Raw genomic sequence first — 13,202 nt, 5'->3', positions numbered from 1 at the left:
CCAGCGTATCGGCGGGCGGGCTCAGTGCCGGGCCCAGCCCTGCCTTGGTCGGTCGCGAGCAGGCTGCGCTCAGACGGGCTGGATCTCCTGCTCGGGCTTCGCGGCCGCCTCGGGGCGGAGCGTGGGCAGGGGAAGGAGCAGCGCTGCCGGAGCCGACTCGGGGACCGCGGGACGAGCGGGCGCGACCGGGTCGATGCGCCGGTACTCGTCCCCGAGGGCCGGCCGTGGGTCCGACTCGCCCTTGTTGGGCCAGAACGACATGGCTCGCTCGGCCTGGGCCGTGATCGTCAGCGACGGGTTCACCCCGAGGTTGGCCGTGATGGCCGAGCCGTCGGCCACGTGGAGGCCCGGGTGCCCGAACATGCGCTGGTAGGGGTCGATGACGCCGTGCTCGATCGTGGTGCCGATGGGGCAGCCGCCGATGAAGTGCGCCGTGAGCGGCACGCCGGCCAGCTCGCCGAACGAGCTGCCCGGCACTCCGCCCAGCTTCTCCGCGAGGTCCTTGGCGGCGCGGTCGGCCACGGGGATCCAGTCGGGGTTGGGCTCACCCTCGCCCTGCTTGCTCGAGAGCTTGGTCCCGAAGGGGCCGCGCTTCAGGAACGTGGTGATCGAGTTGTCGAGCGACTGCATGACCAGCACGACGATGGACTGCTCGGCCCAGCGGCGCGGCGAGTGCAGGCGCAGCGTCCCGCGCAGGCCCATGACGCGGTAGCCGCGCACCACGGCACGGAACCGGCCGCCGGGACCCGGCCGGTCGGGCAGAGCCATGTTCATGAGGCTCAGAGCGCCCGAGCCGCGTCCGTACCGGACGGGCTCGATGTGGGTGAAGTCGTCGGGGTGGAACGACGACGTGATGGCCACGCCGGGCGTGACGTCGGCCTTGGGGTCGAAGGAGCGTGCGCTCAGGACCGCCTCGGAGTTGGTGCGGCTCAGCTCGCCGATCCGCGCCGACAGCTTCGGCAGGGAGCGACGGCGCAGGCGGTGCAGCAGGTTCTGGGTGCTGAGCGCGTTGCCCGCGAAGACCACGTGCTCGGCCGTGAACGTGCGCCGACGCAGCGCGTTGCCCGTGCGTCGGGTCTTCACCGCGTAGCCGCCACCGTCCAGCGGCTTCACGTCGTGGACGGTCGTGAGCGGGTGCACCTCGGCGCCGGCCTGCTCCGCGAGGTACAGGTAGTTCTTCACCAGCGTGTTCTTGGCGTTGTGGCGGCAGCCCGTCATGCAGGCGCCGCAGTCGATGCACGCCTTGCGGACGGGTCCGGCGCCGCCGAAGAACGGGTCGGGCACGTCGGCCCCCGGCTCGTCGCCGAACAGCACGCCGACGTCGGCCTTGTGGAAGGTCTCCCCCACGCCGTAGTCGCGGGCCAGGGACTGCACGAGGTCGTCGGCCTGGGTGTGGCCCGGGTACGTGGTGACGCCGAGCATCTTCTTGGCCTGCACGTAGTGCGATGCCAGCTCGGACCGCCAGTCCGTGATGGTCGACCACTGCGGGTCGGCGTAGAAGTTCTCGAGCGGCTCGTAGAGCGTGTTGGCGTACACGAGGGAGCCGCCACCCACGCCTACGCCGCTCGTGATGAGCACGTCCTTGAGCAGCGTGATGCGCATGATGCCGAAGCAGCGGGCCCAAGGGGCCCACAGGTAGCGGCGCAGCCGCCAGGAGGTCTCGGGGAGCTCGTCGTCGGCGAACCGGCGACCGGCCTCCATCACACCCACGCGGTAGCCCTTCTCCGTGAGCCGGAGCGCCGTCACGCTGCCGCCGAAGCCGGAGCCCACCACCAGGACGTCGTAGTCATGTGCCATGGCCCACACGATAGACCCACTGTTGACAGTTTGCCAATAAGGTCGCCACACTGGCGCCGTGACCTCCTCCACGGCCCGGCGTCTCGAGCCCGAGACCCGCCGTCGCCAGATCATCGACGCGGTGCGCCCGCTCTACCTCGCGCGCCCGTTCAACGACATCTCCACCGCAGAGCTGGCCGAGGCCGCCGGGGTGGCCCGCGGCCTCATCAACCACTACTTCGGCAGCAAGCGCGACCTCTTCATCGAGGTGATGCGCTCCTCCATCCGCATGCCGGAGAGCGAGCTGCCCGACCTCAGCCACCTCCCGCTCGACGAGCGTGTGCGGCGGACCGTCGAGTGGATCCTCGACGCCGCCGAGACGTACGGCCAGGCCTGGGTCGCCGTCTCCGGAGCCGCCAACCTGCACGGCAGCTCCGACCTGCAGGTGGTGGTCGACGAGGCCGACGACCACGCCGCCCGGCTCACCCTCGACGCCATCGGCCTGCCCGACTCGCCCCTCCTGCGGGCTCGCCTGCGCGCCACCGCCTCGCTCTTCAAGTCCGTCTGCCGGGAGTGGCTGGTGCGCGGGACCTTGACGCGCGCCGAGGCCTCGGACCTCCTGACCGACACCGTCCTGCTGTTCGCCACGAAGGAACCCTCATGACCCGCACCCCGTCCGGCCCGTCGATCGGCATCATCGGCTCGGGCTTCGGCGCCATCGCCGTGGCCCACGAGCTGCTCCGCGCCGGCTACACCGACCTGCGCCTGTGGGAGCGTGCCGACGCCCTCGGCGGCGTCTGGCGCGACAACACCTACCCCGGCGCCGGCTGCGACGTCCCCTCTCCCCTGTACTCGTTCTCGTGGGCGGTGAACACGCAGTGGTCGCGTCGCTACGCCCTGCAGGAGGAGATCCTCGCCTACCTGAACCGGGTCGCCGACGAGGAAGGGATCACCCCGCTCGTGCAGCTCGGTCACGAGGTCGTCGGCGCCACATGGGACGAGAAGGGCTCGCAGTGGACCGTCGCCTTTGGCGACGGGACCGAGCAGGTCGTCGACCTGCTCGTGAGCGCCATCGGCCAGCTCTCCCGCCCGACGCTGCCTCCCGTCCCCGGCATCGAGGACTTCGAGGGCGACTGGTTCCACTCCGCCGAGTGGGACCACGACGTGGAGCTCACCGGCAAGCGGGTCGCTGCGGTGGGCGTCGGCGCGAGCGCCATCCAGTACGTCCCGCAGATCGCGCCCAAAGCGGCGCACACGACCCTGTTCCAGCGGTCGGCCAACTACATCCTGCCCAAGCCCGACGGGCCGTTCCCGAAGTGGTACCGCCCGGCCATCCGCGCCGAGCGCCCGCTGTTCTGGCTGTTCGGCGAGCAGTTCTCCCACGGTCTCGAGGACGGCACGCCCACGGCGGCGGTGGAGAAGACCATCGCCCTGCGCCACCTCAAGGCCAGGATCGACGACCCCGAGCTGCGCGCCAAGCTCACGCCCGACTACCCCATCGGGTGCAAGCGCATCCTGTTCTCCAACAACTTCTACCCCACGGTCAACCGCGACGACGTCGACCTCGTCGACGAGCGGATCGTGCGCGTCACCCCCACCAGCGTCGTGACGGCGGACGGTGCCGAGCACGAGGTCGACGTCATCATCTACGGCACGGGCTTCGAGTCGCAGGACTTCCTGTCCTCGATCGACATCACCGGTCGGGGCGGCCAGAAGCTCGCCACGCAGTGGACCGACGGCGCGCACGCCTACCTGGGCGTCCACGCGCCCGGCTTCCCCAACCTGCTCATCTCCTACGGACCCAACACCAACCTCGGCGGCGGCTCGATCATCTACATGCTCGAGGCGCAGGCCCGGCACATGGTGCAGGTGCTCGACCGGATGCAGGGCGGCGGGTACACGACCGTCGAGGTGACGCCCGAGGCCGAGGCCGCCTACGACGCGCAGGTCCAGGACGAGCTCGACAGCTCGGCCTGGTCGCACTGCGACTCCTGGTACCGGCACCCGTCGGGCCGGATCACGTCCAACTGGCCCGGCGCCACCAAGCCCTACGAGCGTCGGACCCGCACCCTGGAGCCCGAGGCGTTCGCATGGGCGTGAGCTACCCCGAGGAGCCGTGGGACCTGCACGGGCAGGCCCTCGCGACGTCGTTCCTCGTGCCGGCCGAGCGCGTCGGCACTCCCCCGCCCGGCACCCGCATCGTGAAGATCGGTCGGCGCGCACTCGTGACCACCGCGTTCTTCCGCTACGAGGAGCCGAGCCCGCTGCAGTACGACGAGATCATGGCCACCGTGCTCGTGCGCCAGGGACTGCGACCCCGGGTGTGGATCACCCACATCTGGGTCGACTCCCCCGCGTCACGCGACGGCGGACGCGAGCTGTGGGCCATCCCGAAGGACCTGGCCGAGTTCGGGCTCGTGCCGCCCACGTCGTACGTCGCCGACGGCATCGGCTCGGCGACGCTGCGGTCGGTGCGAGCGCTCCCCGGTCGGATCCCGCTGGGGTTCCGGATCGCCCAGGAGCGCGACGGCGCGGCTCTCGTGACGCCGGTGCGGGGTCGCGTCAGGCTGGCGTCGGCTCGCGCCCGCTGGTCGTTCACCGGGCCTCTGGCCCACCTCGAGGGCGGCCGCCAGCTGTTCACCCTGCTCATCCCCCGCTTCAACCTGGTCTTCGGTCGGCGCTGATGCGACCTCGCTCCTCCGGTGACACGGTGGAGTCATGTCTACGTACCGACTGACCGACGAGAACGGCGCCGTCGTCGCCGAGGACGAGCTGGAGCACGACCAGGCGGCCATCTCCTGGCGCTCGGCGCACCCCTTCGAGGGTCCCGGTGTGGACGAGGGCCGTCAGCTGCGCCTGGAGAAGAAGCAGGACGACGGCTGGATCCGTCTCGACGCCCTCGGCACCGCCGACGTCGACTGACCCTCCGGGGGACGAAGGAATCTAGATCCGGCCCGCGGGACGGAGGAATCGACTTCCGGCCCGACTGGGGGTGCGCGATGCAGATCCCTCGGACTACTTCGTGACAGCAACCCATCCCTCGGGCTCGGCCACCTGCTCGATGTCCTCAGGCGTCAGCTCGACGGCCGAAGCCGCGTTCCCGACCGCAGGAAAGACGGACGCGAAGCGTCTGAGCGACTCGTCGAGGTAGACCTTCGCCTCGGGCGGGTTGGCGAACGGGCACAGCCCGCCCGGGGCGTGGCCGGAGAGCCGCTCCACGTCGTCACCCTTGAGCATCTTGGCCTTCAGGCCGAACGCCGCCTTGAACCCTGCGTTGTCGATCCGCGCGTCACCTGCAGCCACGACGAGGATCGCGCCGCCGTCGGCGTCGTAGAACCCGAGCGTCTTGGCGATGCGCGCGGGCTCCACGCCCAGGGCCGCGGCAGCCAGTTCGACCGTCGCGCTCGACTCGGCCGTCTCGATCACGTCGCTGTCGCGCCCGAAGCGCGCCAGGTGCGCCCGCGCCGTCTCGATGCTCATGCGCCGAGGCTACCGACGCACGACGCGGCGTCGTGGTCACCCCAGCGACCCGAGGTCCTCATCCTTCGTCCCGGAGACGCGAGAAGCCCCCGGCGTGGGCCGGGGGCTTCTTCTCGGTGGGCGATACTGGGTTCGAACCAGTGACCTCTTCGGTGTGAACGAAGCGCGCTACCACTGCGCCAATCGCCCGAGTGCGGACACGACTTTAGCCCATGGGTGGGCTCGGGTCCGAACCGAGGGTCCGGCCGTGCGTCGCGCCTCTCGCGTCGAGGCCGCCGGTCACGGGTCCGACGTCTTGGCCGACTCCCGGGCCCAGATCTCCTGCGCCCGCCGGGTGACGGGCCCGGGGGCCTCCAGCTCGCGGTGGTCGACGCGGCTGATGGCCTGGATGTTGCGCGTGGTGCCCACGAGGATCACCTCGTCGGCCTCCTCGAGCACCTCGATGGGCCGGTCCTCCTCCACGACCTCGAGCTCCTCGGAGAGCCACTCCAGGGCCAGGGCGCGCGTGATGCCGGCCAGGCATCCGGACTCGAGCGTGGGCGTGATGATCCGGCCATCCAGCACGTACATGATGTTGGACCCGGTGCCCTCGCACAGCAGCCCACGGGTGTTGGCCATGACGGCCTCCGAGGCGTCGAGGTCGTGCGCGTGCTCGATCATGAGCGCGTTCTCGGCGTACGACGTGGTCTTGAGCCCGGAGACGGCTCCGCGCTCGTTGCGCACCCACGGCACGGTGGCGATGGCGGCGACCGACGGCGGCCGGTCGGCGGGCTCCGTGACCACGACGTGCGTGAGCGGCCCGTCGCCGCGCGGAGAACCGAGCGGCCCCGGTCCCGACGTCACGGTGATGCGGATCCGCCCGAACGGGAGGTCTTGGCCGTCCATCGTGGCCTCGATGCCCGACCGGATGAGCGCGAGGTCGGGATCGCCGATGCCCAGCCCCCTGGCCGACCTCTCCAGCCGCGCAAGATGACGAGTGAGCGCGAACGGCCGGCCGTGCTCCACGGCCACCGTCTCGAACACTCCGTCGCCCACCACGAGCCCGTGGTCGAGCACGCTCACGCGAGGCTCGTCCGGGGATTCCAGCACCTGTCCGCCCACCCATGCCCTCATGCCGCCACGGTACCTCTCCGGGAAGGACCCCCAGTTTGGTCGGCCCGACCCCATCGGCTAATGTTTCTTTCCGCGCCGGAAACGGTCGCAATGCGGACATAGCTCAGTGGTAGAGCATCACCTTGCCAAGGTGAGGGTCGCGAGTTCGAATCTCGTTGTCCGCTCGGAGCGGGTCTCCATGCCCATCCTGCGGTGGGTTGGCCGAGAGGCGAGGCAACGGACTGCAAATCCGTTTACACGGGTTCAAATCCCGTACCCACCTCGACCAAAAACTGAACAGCACCACCCTCGGGCGATTGGCGCAGCGGTAGCGCGCTTCCCTGACACGGAAGAGGTCACTGGTTCAAACCCAGTATCGCCCACCACCAAGAAGGCCCCCGGATTCCGGGGGCTTTCTTTTGTCGGTGCCACCGTCAAAGACTGCGACCGAGCCGCCTCGACGCCCGAGTCGACTCGCGCTCGATCAGTGGTCTCAGACCCTCGGCGAACAGCTCGAGCGCGCCTTCCTCGTTCGACGCCCAGCCCTCGAGGTGAGGAAGGTCCCCGAGCAGGGACACATAGACCGATCCCGTGTTCTCGTCGTACTCGAGCCACACCTCGCCCGCGTAGTCACTGGCCGGCATCTCACCGGTGTCGATGTCACCTTCGTGGAGCAGCACGGCGAACTCGCCGATGTTCCACGGCGTGCCGCCCCCTCCGGGATCAAGAGCCTCCACCCCATGGTCGAGCCCGGCCGCCCTCATCGCAGGTAGGAACCTTGCGAGACATCGCTGCTCGAACTCTCGGTGTCGCCGCTCCCAGGCGACCGAGTCGAGCCGGCGACTTCGCATGGGTGGAGAGTATCCAGCGCCGCGGACGCCGACGTCGGCTCGCTCTCCCAGTGCCTACTTGGGGTAGTTGAGGAGGTCGACGTCTTGGAGCGTGCCGCGGGTGACCACGTCAGCCCCCTGCGGGTCGTCCGGGGTCGTGATGCCCTTGCCCTCCCGAGCGATGCCAGCGGTGTATCTCGGCGCGTAGCGCACCTTCACGGTCACCGTGGCAGAGCAGCGACCGTCGGCCAGCCGCTCACCCTGGGCGGGGATCGCCGACTCAGGGTCGATGGGGCGGGACTCGAACTTCGCGTCCGGAGCGGCCAGGGCCAGCCGGTCGGCGGCGGCCCCGGTGCGCAACGCACGGCACGTGCTCGGGTCGTACGAGATGCCCTTGTCGAGGATCGTGATCCGCAACGTGTGGGTCTTCGGGTCTCCCGGTGCCGGCACGTACGTGTCCTCCGGGCTTGGCGCCGCCGAGGGCGCCGGGGTGGCGCTCGCGCCGGCGCTCGTCTCGGGCGCTGTCGGCGTGGCATCGGCGTCGCTGCCCGAGTCGCTGCAACCGCTCAGCACCGTGAGAAGGACCAGCGCGGCAGCGCTCAACGTCGTTCGCATGAGGGCGACTGTAACGGCTTGAACGGGGCGCGGGCGAGATCAGCTCGTAGAAGATTCCGACGAGTCGTAGAGGTCGACTGCGACGGACCAGGTGACGCCCGGGCTGGCGGTGACCGAGATCTTGGCCCCGTCCTTCACGTCCTGTGCTCCGACTCGTCCGACCGTCGCTTCCTTCAGGTCCGCGCACTTGCTGCTGACGAGGACGTTGCCGATCTTCACCTCGACCGCGTCGTCCTCGTCGTCGTCCCCGACGCAGTCGATGATCACGGCCATCAAAGGCCTGGTGCGGTCGATCTGGACCGTGTCGTCGACGTCGTCCTGGCTCCCGTACGTCTCGAACACCCTCACCGCTCCGGCGTACGGGACCAGCTTGAAGTCAGTGGCCAGGTCGGCGGTCGTCCGAGGACCGCCGCCGCATCCCGTGAGCGGGAGCAGGAGCAGCGCCGCGAGTCCGAGAGCGGGGCTGAGCCTCATGCGTCTAGCCTCCCTGACTGGAGCGAAGGATCACGCGGGTGGCCAGGACCGACGCGACGAGCGCGACGATCAGGGCCACGACGATCTCCACCTCTCCGACACTGCTGCCGAGCACTGACACCACGATGGCGACCAGAAGATAGATGAGGACGTAGGCGGCGGCCAGGCGGAGTGCGGTCTTGAGACTCATGGACCTCTGACCTCTCAGATTCCTTCGCCGCGCCAGGACGGCCGACCGGTGGCAGCCAGAACGGCGACCAGCAGGATGACCCCGACTCTTACCTCCGGCGAGCGGCGGCGAGGGCCGACGTCGACGGAGGCCATGGTCACGGACCGACTACTGCGCCGAGCCCGAGGACCACTTGAAGCGGCCGTCGGAGCTGACGATCACGACCGACGCCGTCGTCGCCTTGGAGGGCGAGGACTGGATGCGGACGCTGCACCCGAAGGACGTGCCGACCTTGGCCGACACCGAGCCGGGGCAGCCGACGCTGACGGGCTCCCCCGTCGTCGTGGCGAGGCGCTGGCTGATGACCTTCTCGATGTAGCTCGTGGACAGGCTGGTGGGAGCCGGCTTCTTCGTGGGCTCGGGCGTCGGCTTCTTCGTCGGCGTGGGCGTCGGGGTGGGCGTCTTGCTCGGCGTGGGCTTGGCGCTCTTCGTGGGCGACGACGTGGGGGGCGCGGACGCCTCGGCGCTCGCCTCGTCCGTCGGCGAGGGCGAAGCCGTCGGAGAGGTCCCGAGGTCGCCGTCGCCCTTCTCCGTGCCGACCCAGGAGCGCAGGCCGAAGACGGCCCCCGCACTCAGCAGGACGGCCACGACTCCCAGCACGATCACGGCGGGAAACTTCAGGCTGCTCATCTACTGCTCCTTGGGGGTGGCTTTCCACGTGAAGTGCCCGTCGGGGCCGTCGATCTCGACGTCGGCGGTGGACACTGCAGCGGTGCCGGGCTCATCGGCGAAGAAGACGTCGCAGTCGAACGTCGTGCCGACCTTCTGCTTCACCTTCTTGGGGCACTCAACCGAGATCTTGCGGTTGGACACCGTCTCCAGACGGGTCTTGATCTTGTTCTCGATGGACACGGTCGACATCAGGACCGACCGCGGCTTGACCTTCTCGGTGACCGTCGCCGAGGGTTCGGGAGCGGCCTCGTCGGCGGTGTCCTGCTGGCATGAGCGCAGAGCGAACAGGATGGCCGCGGCCCCCAGCAGGATCAGCACGACGGTGGTGATCTTGCGCCACGTGCTGAGCGGCGCGGGTCCCGGTGCTGACGGGGGAAGGTCGGTCATGCAGGGATCCTATCGGCCGCGTTCCGAGCCGTACCCAGCAATGGCGTGATGTGGCCTACGGTGGACTCCTCCATCGTCGCGCGCCGCGCCATCTTGATCGCGAGCTGAACCATGCGTTCCCTCTCCACCGCCCTCGTGCTGTCCGCCGTCGCGACCTTCGTCGCCGGAGCAGCCCTCCGAGCCGCCGACGCCTCCCAGGCCGTGCTGGCCGTCGCCGCCGTCACGGCCCTCACCTGGCTGGTGTCGTCGTGGAGCACGGACGAGGAGACGTCGGGGCCTGCCCTGGCGTCCCCGTCCGCGCTGCTCGCCCTGCTGCTCGTGGGCCGCGCGCCCGTCGGCACGGCCTTCGCCGTGTTCACCGCCCAGGTCGTGGGCGCCGTCGTGGGTGGGCTCGGACTCCTGGCGCTCGGCACGGACGGCACCCTCGTCTGGACCGAGCCGACCCTCGTCGCCACTGCAGCGCTGGCCGCGGTGGTCGGGCTCCTCGCCGGATGGCTGACCCTCGCCGTGGAGGGTGGTCAGCACCTCGCCTGGTCCGCCGCCGCGCCGGTCGTCGCCGGTGCCCTGCTCGGTCCCGCGCTCGCCGTGACAGCGTCGGCCGGACCGCTCGTGGGCCTCGCCGTGGCCGACCTCCTGCCGTGGGACGTCGCTCTCGTGGCGGCCGGATCCGCGCTCGTAGGAACCGTCCTGGGCGTCTTCTCGACCTCTGTGGTGTCACGCCGCGAGGAGTGATCCAGGCCACATCGGCCCACGCCAGCACAACGATCGTGCTCCGCGCGTCTCACATGTTGAACGCAACATCCACCATGCGAGACAGACGTTTGTCCCGCCGTCCTGACGGTCAGCAGACTGTCCCCATGCTGATCGCACACCCCGTGTACCTCGTGGAGCGTCTCCACGTGGACCTCGGTCGTGCTCGATCCATGATGTGTCGCTGAACCCTGGTCGAACCCCCGTGCTCCAGCACGACCTTCCCAGGCAGCTCAGACCTGACCTCCTCCGCTCAGAAAGCGACTTCTCATGGCATCGGACAGCCCCGCACCCACTCGCGCTCCCCGCCGCAAGCGCGGCGAGGGACAGTGGGCTCTCGGCTATCGCGAGCCGCTGAACCCCAACGAGCAGTCCAAGAAGGACGACAACCCGCTCAACGTCCGGGCGCGCATCGAGAACATCTACGCGGTCCGCGGCTTCGACAGCATCGACCCGGGCGACCTGCGTGGCCGCTTCCGTTGGTGGGGCCTCTACACGCAACGCAAGGCCGGCATCGACGGCGGCAAGACCGCCACGCTGGAGCCGGAGGAGCTCGACGACCGCTACTTCATGCTGCGCGTGCGCATCGACGGCGGTCAGCTCAACCTCGAGCAGCTGCGCACGATCGCCGACATCTCGGTCGACTTCGCCCGCGACTCCGCCGACCTCACCGACCGCCAGAACGTCCAGTACCACTGGATCGACGTCGTCGACATGCCCGCCATCTGGGAGCGCCTGGAGTCGGTGGGCCTCTCCACGCAGGAGGCCTGTGGCGACTGCCCGCGCGTCATCCTCGGCAGCCCCGTGGCCGGCCTCTCCGAGGACGAGATCATCGACGGGCGCCCGGCCATCGACGCCATCGAGAGCCGGTACATCGGCGACCGGAACTTCTCGAACCTGCCGCGCAAGTTCAAGTCGGCCATCAGCGGTCACCCGGGCCACGACGTGGTCCCCCAGATCAACGACATCGCCTTCATCGGCGCCACGCACCCCGAGCACGGCGCCGGGTTCGACGTCTGGGTCGGCGGCGGCCTCTCCACCAACCCCATGCTGGCGCAGCGGCTCGGCGCCTGGGTCCCGATCGACGAGGTCCCTGAGGTCTGGGAGGGCGTCGTCAGCATCTTCCGCGACTACGGCTACCGCCGCCTCCGCGCCCGTGCCCGCCTGAAGTTCCTCGTCGCCGACTGGGGCATCGAGAAGTTCCGCGAGGTCCTCGAGACCGAGTACCTGAAGCGCGAGCTCGTCGACCTCGAGGCACCCGAGGTCCCGGAGACCCCCGTCGACCACGTGGGCGTGCACCGTCAGAAGGACGGCCGTTACTACGTGGGCGTCGCCGCCACCGTCGGCCGCATCTCCGGCACCCTGCTCAACCAGGTGGCCGACATCGTCGAGGCGCACGGCTCCGAGCGGGTCGCCACCACGCCCATGCAGAAGCTCGTGGTCCTCGACGTCGCCGAGGACCAGGTCGAGTCGCTCGTGGCCGCTCTGGCCGAGGTCGGCCTCGACGCCGGGCCGTCGGTGTGGAAGCGCAACACCATGGCCTGCACCGGCATCGAGTTCTGCAAGCTCGCGATCGTCAACACCAAGGACCGCGCCGCCGAGCTGATCGGCGAGCTCGAGGACCGGATTCCCACGATCGACACGCCCATCACGATCAACGTGAACGGCTGCCCCAACTCCTGCGCGCGCATCCAGACGGCCGACATCGGCCTCAAGGGCCAGCTCGTGATGGACGAGAACGGCGACCAGGTCGAGGGCTTCCAGGTCCACCTGGGTGGCGCACTCGGACTCGACGCCGGCTTCGGCCGCAAGCTCCGCGCCCACAAGGTCACGGGCGCCCAGCTCCCGGACTACGTGGAGAAGCTCTCGCGCACCTTCCTCGAGCAGCGCGAGGACGACGAGTCGTTCGCCCGCTGGGTCGCCCGCGCCGACGAGGCGGTCCTGCGATGAGCGCCGGGCAGCGCGCGGTGCCGTTCCACTGCCCGTTCTGCGGCGACGAGGACCTCCGACCGCACGGCGAGACCCACGGCCAGTGGGAGTGTCGCAGCTGTCAGAGGGCGTTCAGCCTCAAGTTCCTCGGCATCCTCAACCCCAGCCACACCACCCAAGAACCTCCCGGAAGGAGGACAGCACCATGACCGCACCAGCACTCGTTGCTCTTGCACACGGCAGCCGGGATCCCCGCTCTGCCGCCACCATCACTGCCCTGACGGAGATGATCGCGTGCATGCGTCCTGATCTCCGGGTCGCGCCCGCGTTCCTCGACCTCGCCGATCCCGACCTCGACTCGGTCGTCGACCGACTCGTGGCCGAGGGCCACAGCGAGATCGTCGTGGTCCCGCTGCTGCTCACCGAGGCGTACCACGCCAAGGTCGACGTGCCGGCCGTCGTGGAAGCCGCCCGCGGTCGTCACGACGACGTCATGATCGAGGTCACCGACGTCCTCGGCATCGAGAACGTCTTCTTCAAGGTCCTCGACCTTCGGCTCCGGGAGGCGTTGCGCGAGCACCGCGTCCGCGAGCTCGACGCGCTCGTCCTGGCCGGCGCCGGCTCCTCGGACCCGGTCGCCAACGCCGCCATCGCCCGCGCCGCCCGCGCGTGGGGACACCACCACAAGCTGCCGGTCATCGCAGCGTTCGCGTCGAGCGCTCCCCCGGCGGCCGGCGAGGCCGTGCGTGCGCACCGTGCCGACGGGCGTCGTCACATCGCGGTCGGCCAGCTCATGCTGGCCCCCGGCTTCCTGCCCGACCGCGTCAAGGAGCTGGCCTACGAGGCCGGCGCCGTCGCGGTGGCCGAGCCCCTCGGAGCCCACGAGGAGATCGCCCACGTGATCCTTGCCCGGTACGCCGTCGGCGCTGTGTCGCTCGTGTCGTTCGAGGCTCTCTTCGCCTGATGGC

At 69.9% G+C, this 13,202-nt stretch carries 16 protein-coding genes and 4 tRNA genes; 10 read left to right on the top strand and 10 right to left on the bottom strand.

Features of this window, described 5'->3' with window-relative positions:
• Window positions 1-69 precede the first annotated feature (69 nt).
• Entirely contained in the window at window positions 70-1,797 is a 1,728-nt protein-coding gene (locus tag ASD11_RS05960; RefSeq protein ID WP_056284542.1) for a GMC family oxidoreductase, read from the bottom strand.
• A gap of 58 nt (window positions 1,798-1,855) precedes the next feature.
• Here ASD11_RS05960 and ASD11_RS05955 point away from each other — a divergent pair, with 58 nt between their 5' ends.
• From ASD11_RS05955 to ASD11_RS05940, 4 genes are read left to right on the top strand one after another with little or no spacing between them, the layout of a single operon-like run.
• Window positions 1,856-2,440, top strand: a complete 585-nt coding sequence (locus tag ASD11_RS05955; RefSeq protein ID WP_082554195.1) for a TetR/AcrR family transcriptional regulator — start codon at window positions 1,856-1,858, stop codon at window positions 2,438-2,440.
• Entirely contained in the window at window positions 2,437-3,876 is a 1,440-nt protein-coding gene (locus ASD11_RS05950; protein ID WP_056284537.1) for a flavin-containing monooxygenase, read from the top strand. Before ASD11_RS05955 ends, ASD11_RS05950 begins: the two co-directional genes overlap by 4 nt.
• Window positions 3,867-4,460 (top strand): acetoacetate decarboxylase family protein, encoded by a 594-nt coding sequence (locus ASD11_RS05945; RefSeq protein WP_056284534.1) that lies wholly within the window; start codon window positions 3,867-3,869, stop codon window positions 4,458-4,460. The genes ASD11_RS05950 and ASD11_RS05945 overlap by 10 nt, the downstream gene beginning before the upstream one ends.
• Window positions 4,461-4,494: 34 nt before the next feature.
• A complete protein-coding gene (locus tag ASD11_RS05940; protein ID WP_056284531.1) occupies window positions 4,495-4,698 on the top strand; it encodes a hypothetical protein in 204 nt (67 codons plus the stop codon).
• A gap of 93 nt (window positions 4,699-4,791) precedes the next feature.
• Here the strand turns inward: ASD11_RS05940 and ASD11_RS05935 are convergent, their stop codons facing one another.
• The 3 genes from ASD11_RS05935 to ASD11_RS05925 form a co-directional block, all read right to left on the bottom strand.
• Window positions 4,792-5,256, bottom strand: coding sequence for a YbaK/EbsC family protein (locus tag ASD11_RS05935; protein ID WP_056284524.1), 465 nt, complete (start codon window positions 5,254-5,256; stop codon window positions 4,792-4,794).
• Window positions 5,257-5,373: 117 nt separating this feature from the next.
• Window positions 5,374-5,445 (bottom strand) — tRNA-Val (locus ASD11_RS05930).
• A gap of 90 nt (window positions 5,446-5,535) precedes the next feature.
• Window positions 5,536-6,318, bottom strand: coding sequence for an aminotransferase class IV (locus ASD11_RS05925; RefSeq protein ID WP_327019518.1), 783 nt, complete (start codon window positions 6,316-6,318; stop codon window positions 5,536-5,538).
• Between the two features lie 143 nt (window positions 6,319-6,461).
• On the opposite strand from ASD11_RS05925, the gene ASD11_RS05920 reads away from it, so the two are divergent.
• From ASD11_RS05920 to ASD11_RS05910, 3 genes are all read left to right on the top strand, one after another.
• Window positions 6,462-6,533: transfer RNA gene (locus tag ASD11_RS05920), tRNA-Gly, on the top strand.
• A gap of 27 nt (window positions 6,534-6,560) precedes the next feature.
• Window positions 6,561-6,631 (top strand) — tRNA-Cys (locus ASD11_RS05915).
• A 28-nt stretch (window positions 6,632-6,659) separates the two neighbouring features.
• A tRNA-Val gene (locus tag ASD11_RS05910) sits at window positions 6,660-6,734 on the top strand.
• Between the two features lie 48 nt (window positions 6,735-6,782).
• Here ASD11_RS05910 and ASD11_RS05905 read toward each other — a convergent pair.
• The 6 genes from ASD11_RS05905 to ASD11_RS05875 form a co-directional block, all read right to left on the bottom strand.
• Window positions 6,783-7,112, bottom strand: coding sequence for a hypothetical protein (locus ASD11_RS05905; protein WP_056284519.1), 330 nt, complete (start codon window positions 7,110-7,112; stop codon window positions 6,783-6,785).
• A 141-nt stretch (window positions 7,113-7,253) separates the two neighbouring features.
• On the bottom strand, window positions 7,254-7,793 hold the full coding sequence (locus ASD11_RS18060; RefSeq protein ID WP_156464611.1) for a hypothetical protein: 540 nt from the start codon (window positions 7,791-7,793) through the stop codon (window positions 7,254-7,256).
• Between the two features lie 39 nt (window positions 7,794-7,832).
• Window positions 7,833-8,267 carry a hypothetical protein gene (locus ASD11_RS05890; protein ID WP_056284511.1) on the bottom strand — a complete coding sequence of 145 codons (435 nt, stop codon included), beginning with the start codon at window positions 8,265-8,267 and terminating at the stop codon, window positions 7,833-7,835.
• Window positions 8,268-8,271: 4 nt separating this feature from the next.
• Window positions 8,272-8,457 carry a photosystem I reaction center subunit XII gene (locus tag ASD11_RS05885; RefSeq protein WP_056284508.1) on the bottom strand — a complete coding sequence of 62 codons (186 nt, stop codon included), beginning with the start codon at window positions 8,455-8,457 and terminating at the stop codon, window positions 8,272-8,274.
• 147 nt (window positions 8,458-8,604) lie between these two features.
• Window positions 8,605-9,126: a DUF4333 domain-containing protein gene (locus ASD11_RS05880; protein ID WP_056284507.1), complete on the bottom strand. Its 522-nt coding sequence runs from the start codon at window positions 9,124-9,126 to the stop codon at window positions 8,605-8,607.
• Window positions 9,127-9,555, bottom strand: coding sequence for a DUF4333 domain-containing protein (locus tag ASD11_RS05875; RefSeq protein WP_056284504.1), 429 nt, complete (start codon window positions 9,553-9,555; stop codon window positions 9,127-9,129). It abuts the gene before it with no gap.
• A 111-nt stretch (window positions 9,556-9,666) separates the two neighbouring features.
• Between ASD11_RS05875 and ASD11_RS05870 the strand changes: the two genes are divergently transcribed.
• The 3 genes from ASD11_RS05870 to ASD11_RS05860 all read left to right on the top strand — a co-directional run bounded on the left by ASD11_RS05870 (window position 9,667) and on the right by ASD11_RS05860 (window position 13,198).
• The gene (locus ASD11_RS05870) at window positions 9,667-10,287 is read left to right on the top strand and encodes a hypothetical protein (RefSeq protein ID WP_056284502.1); all 621 of its coding nucleotides are present in this window, start codon (window positions 9,667-9,669) and stop codon (window positions 10,285-10,287) included.
• A gap of 288 nt (window positions 10,288-10,575) precedes the next feature.
• Complete coding sequence (locus ASD11_RS05865) at window positions 10,576-12,255, top strand: nitrite/sulfite reductase (protein ID WP_056284499.1); 1,680 nt, start codon at window positions 10,576-10,578, stop codon at window positions 12,253-12,255.
• A 184-nt stretch (window positions 12,256-12,439) separates the two neighbouring features.
• A complete protein-coding gene (locus ASD11_RS05860; RefSeq protein ID WP_056284496.1) occupies window positions 12,440-13,198 on the top strand; it encodes a sirohydrochlorin chelatase in 759 nt (252 codons plus the stop codon).
• The last annotated feature ends 4 nt before the right edge of the window (window positions 13,199-13,202 follow it).

This window comes from Aeromicrobium sp. Root495 (genome assembly GCF_001426755.1).
Classification (GTDB): Bacteria; Actinomycetota; Actinomycetes; order Propionibacteriales; family Nocardioidaceae; genus Aeromicrobium.
Note: the sequence above shows the minus strand (reverse complement) of the source record. Positions and strands in the feature narration are given on the sequence as shown.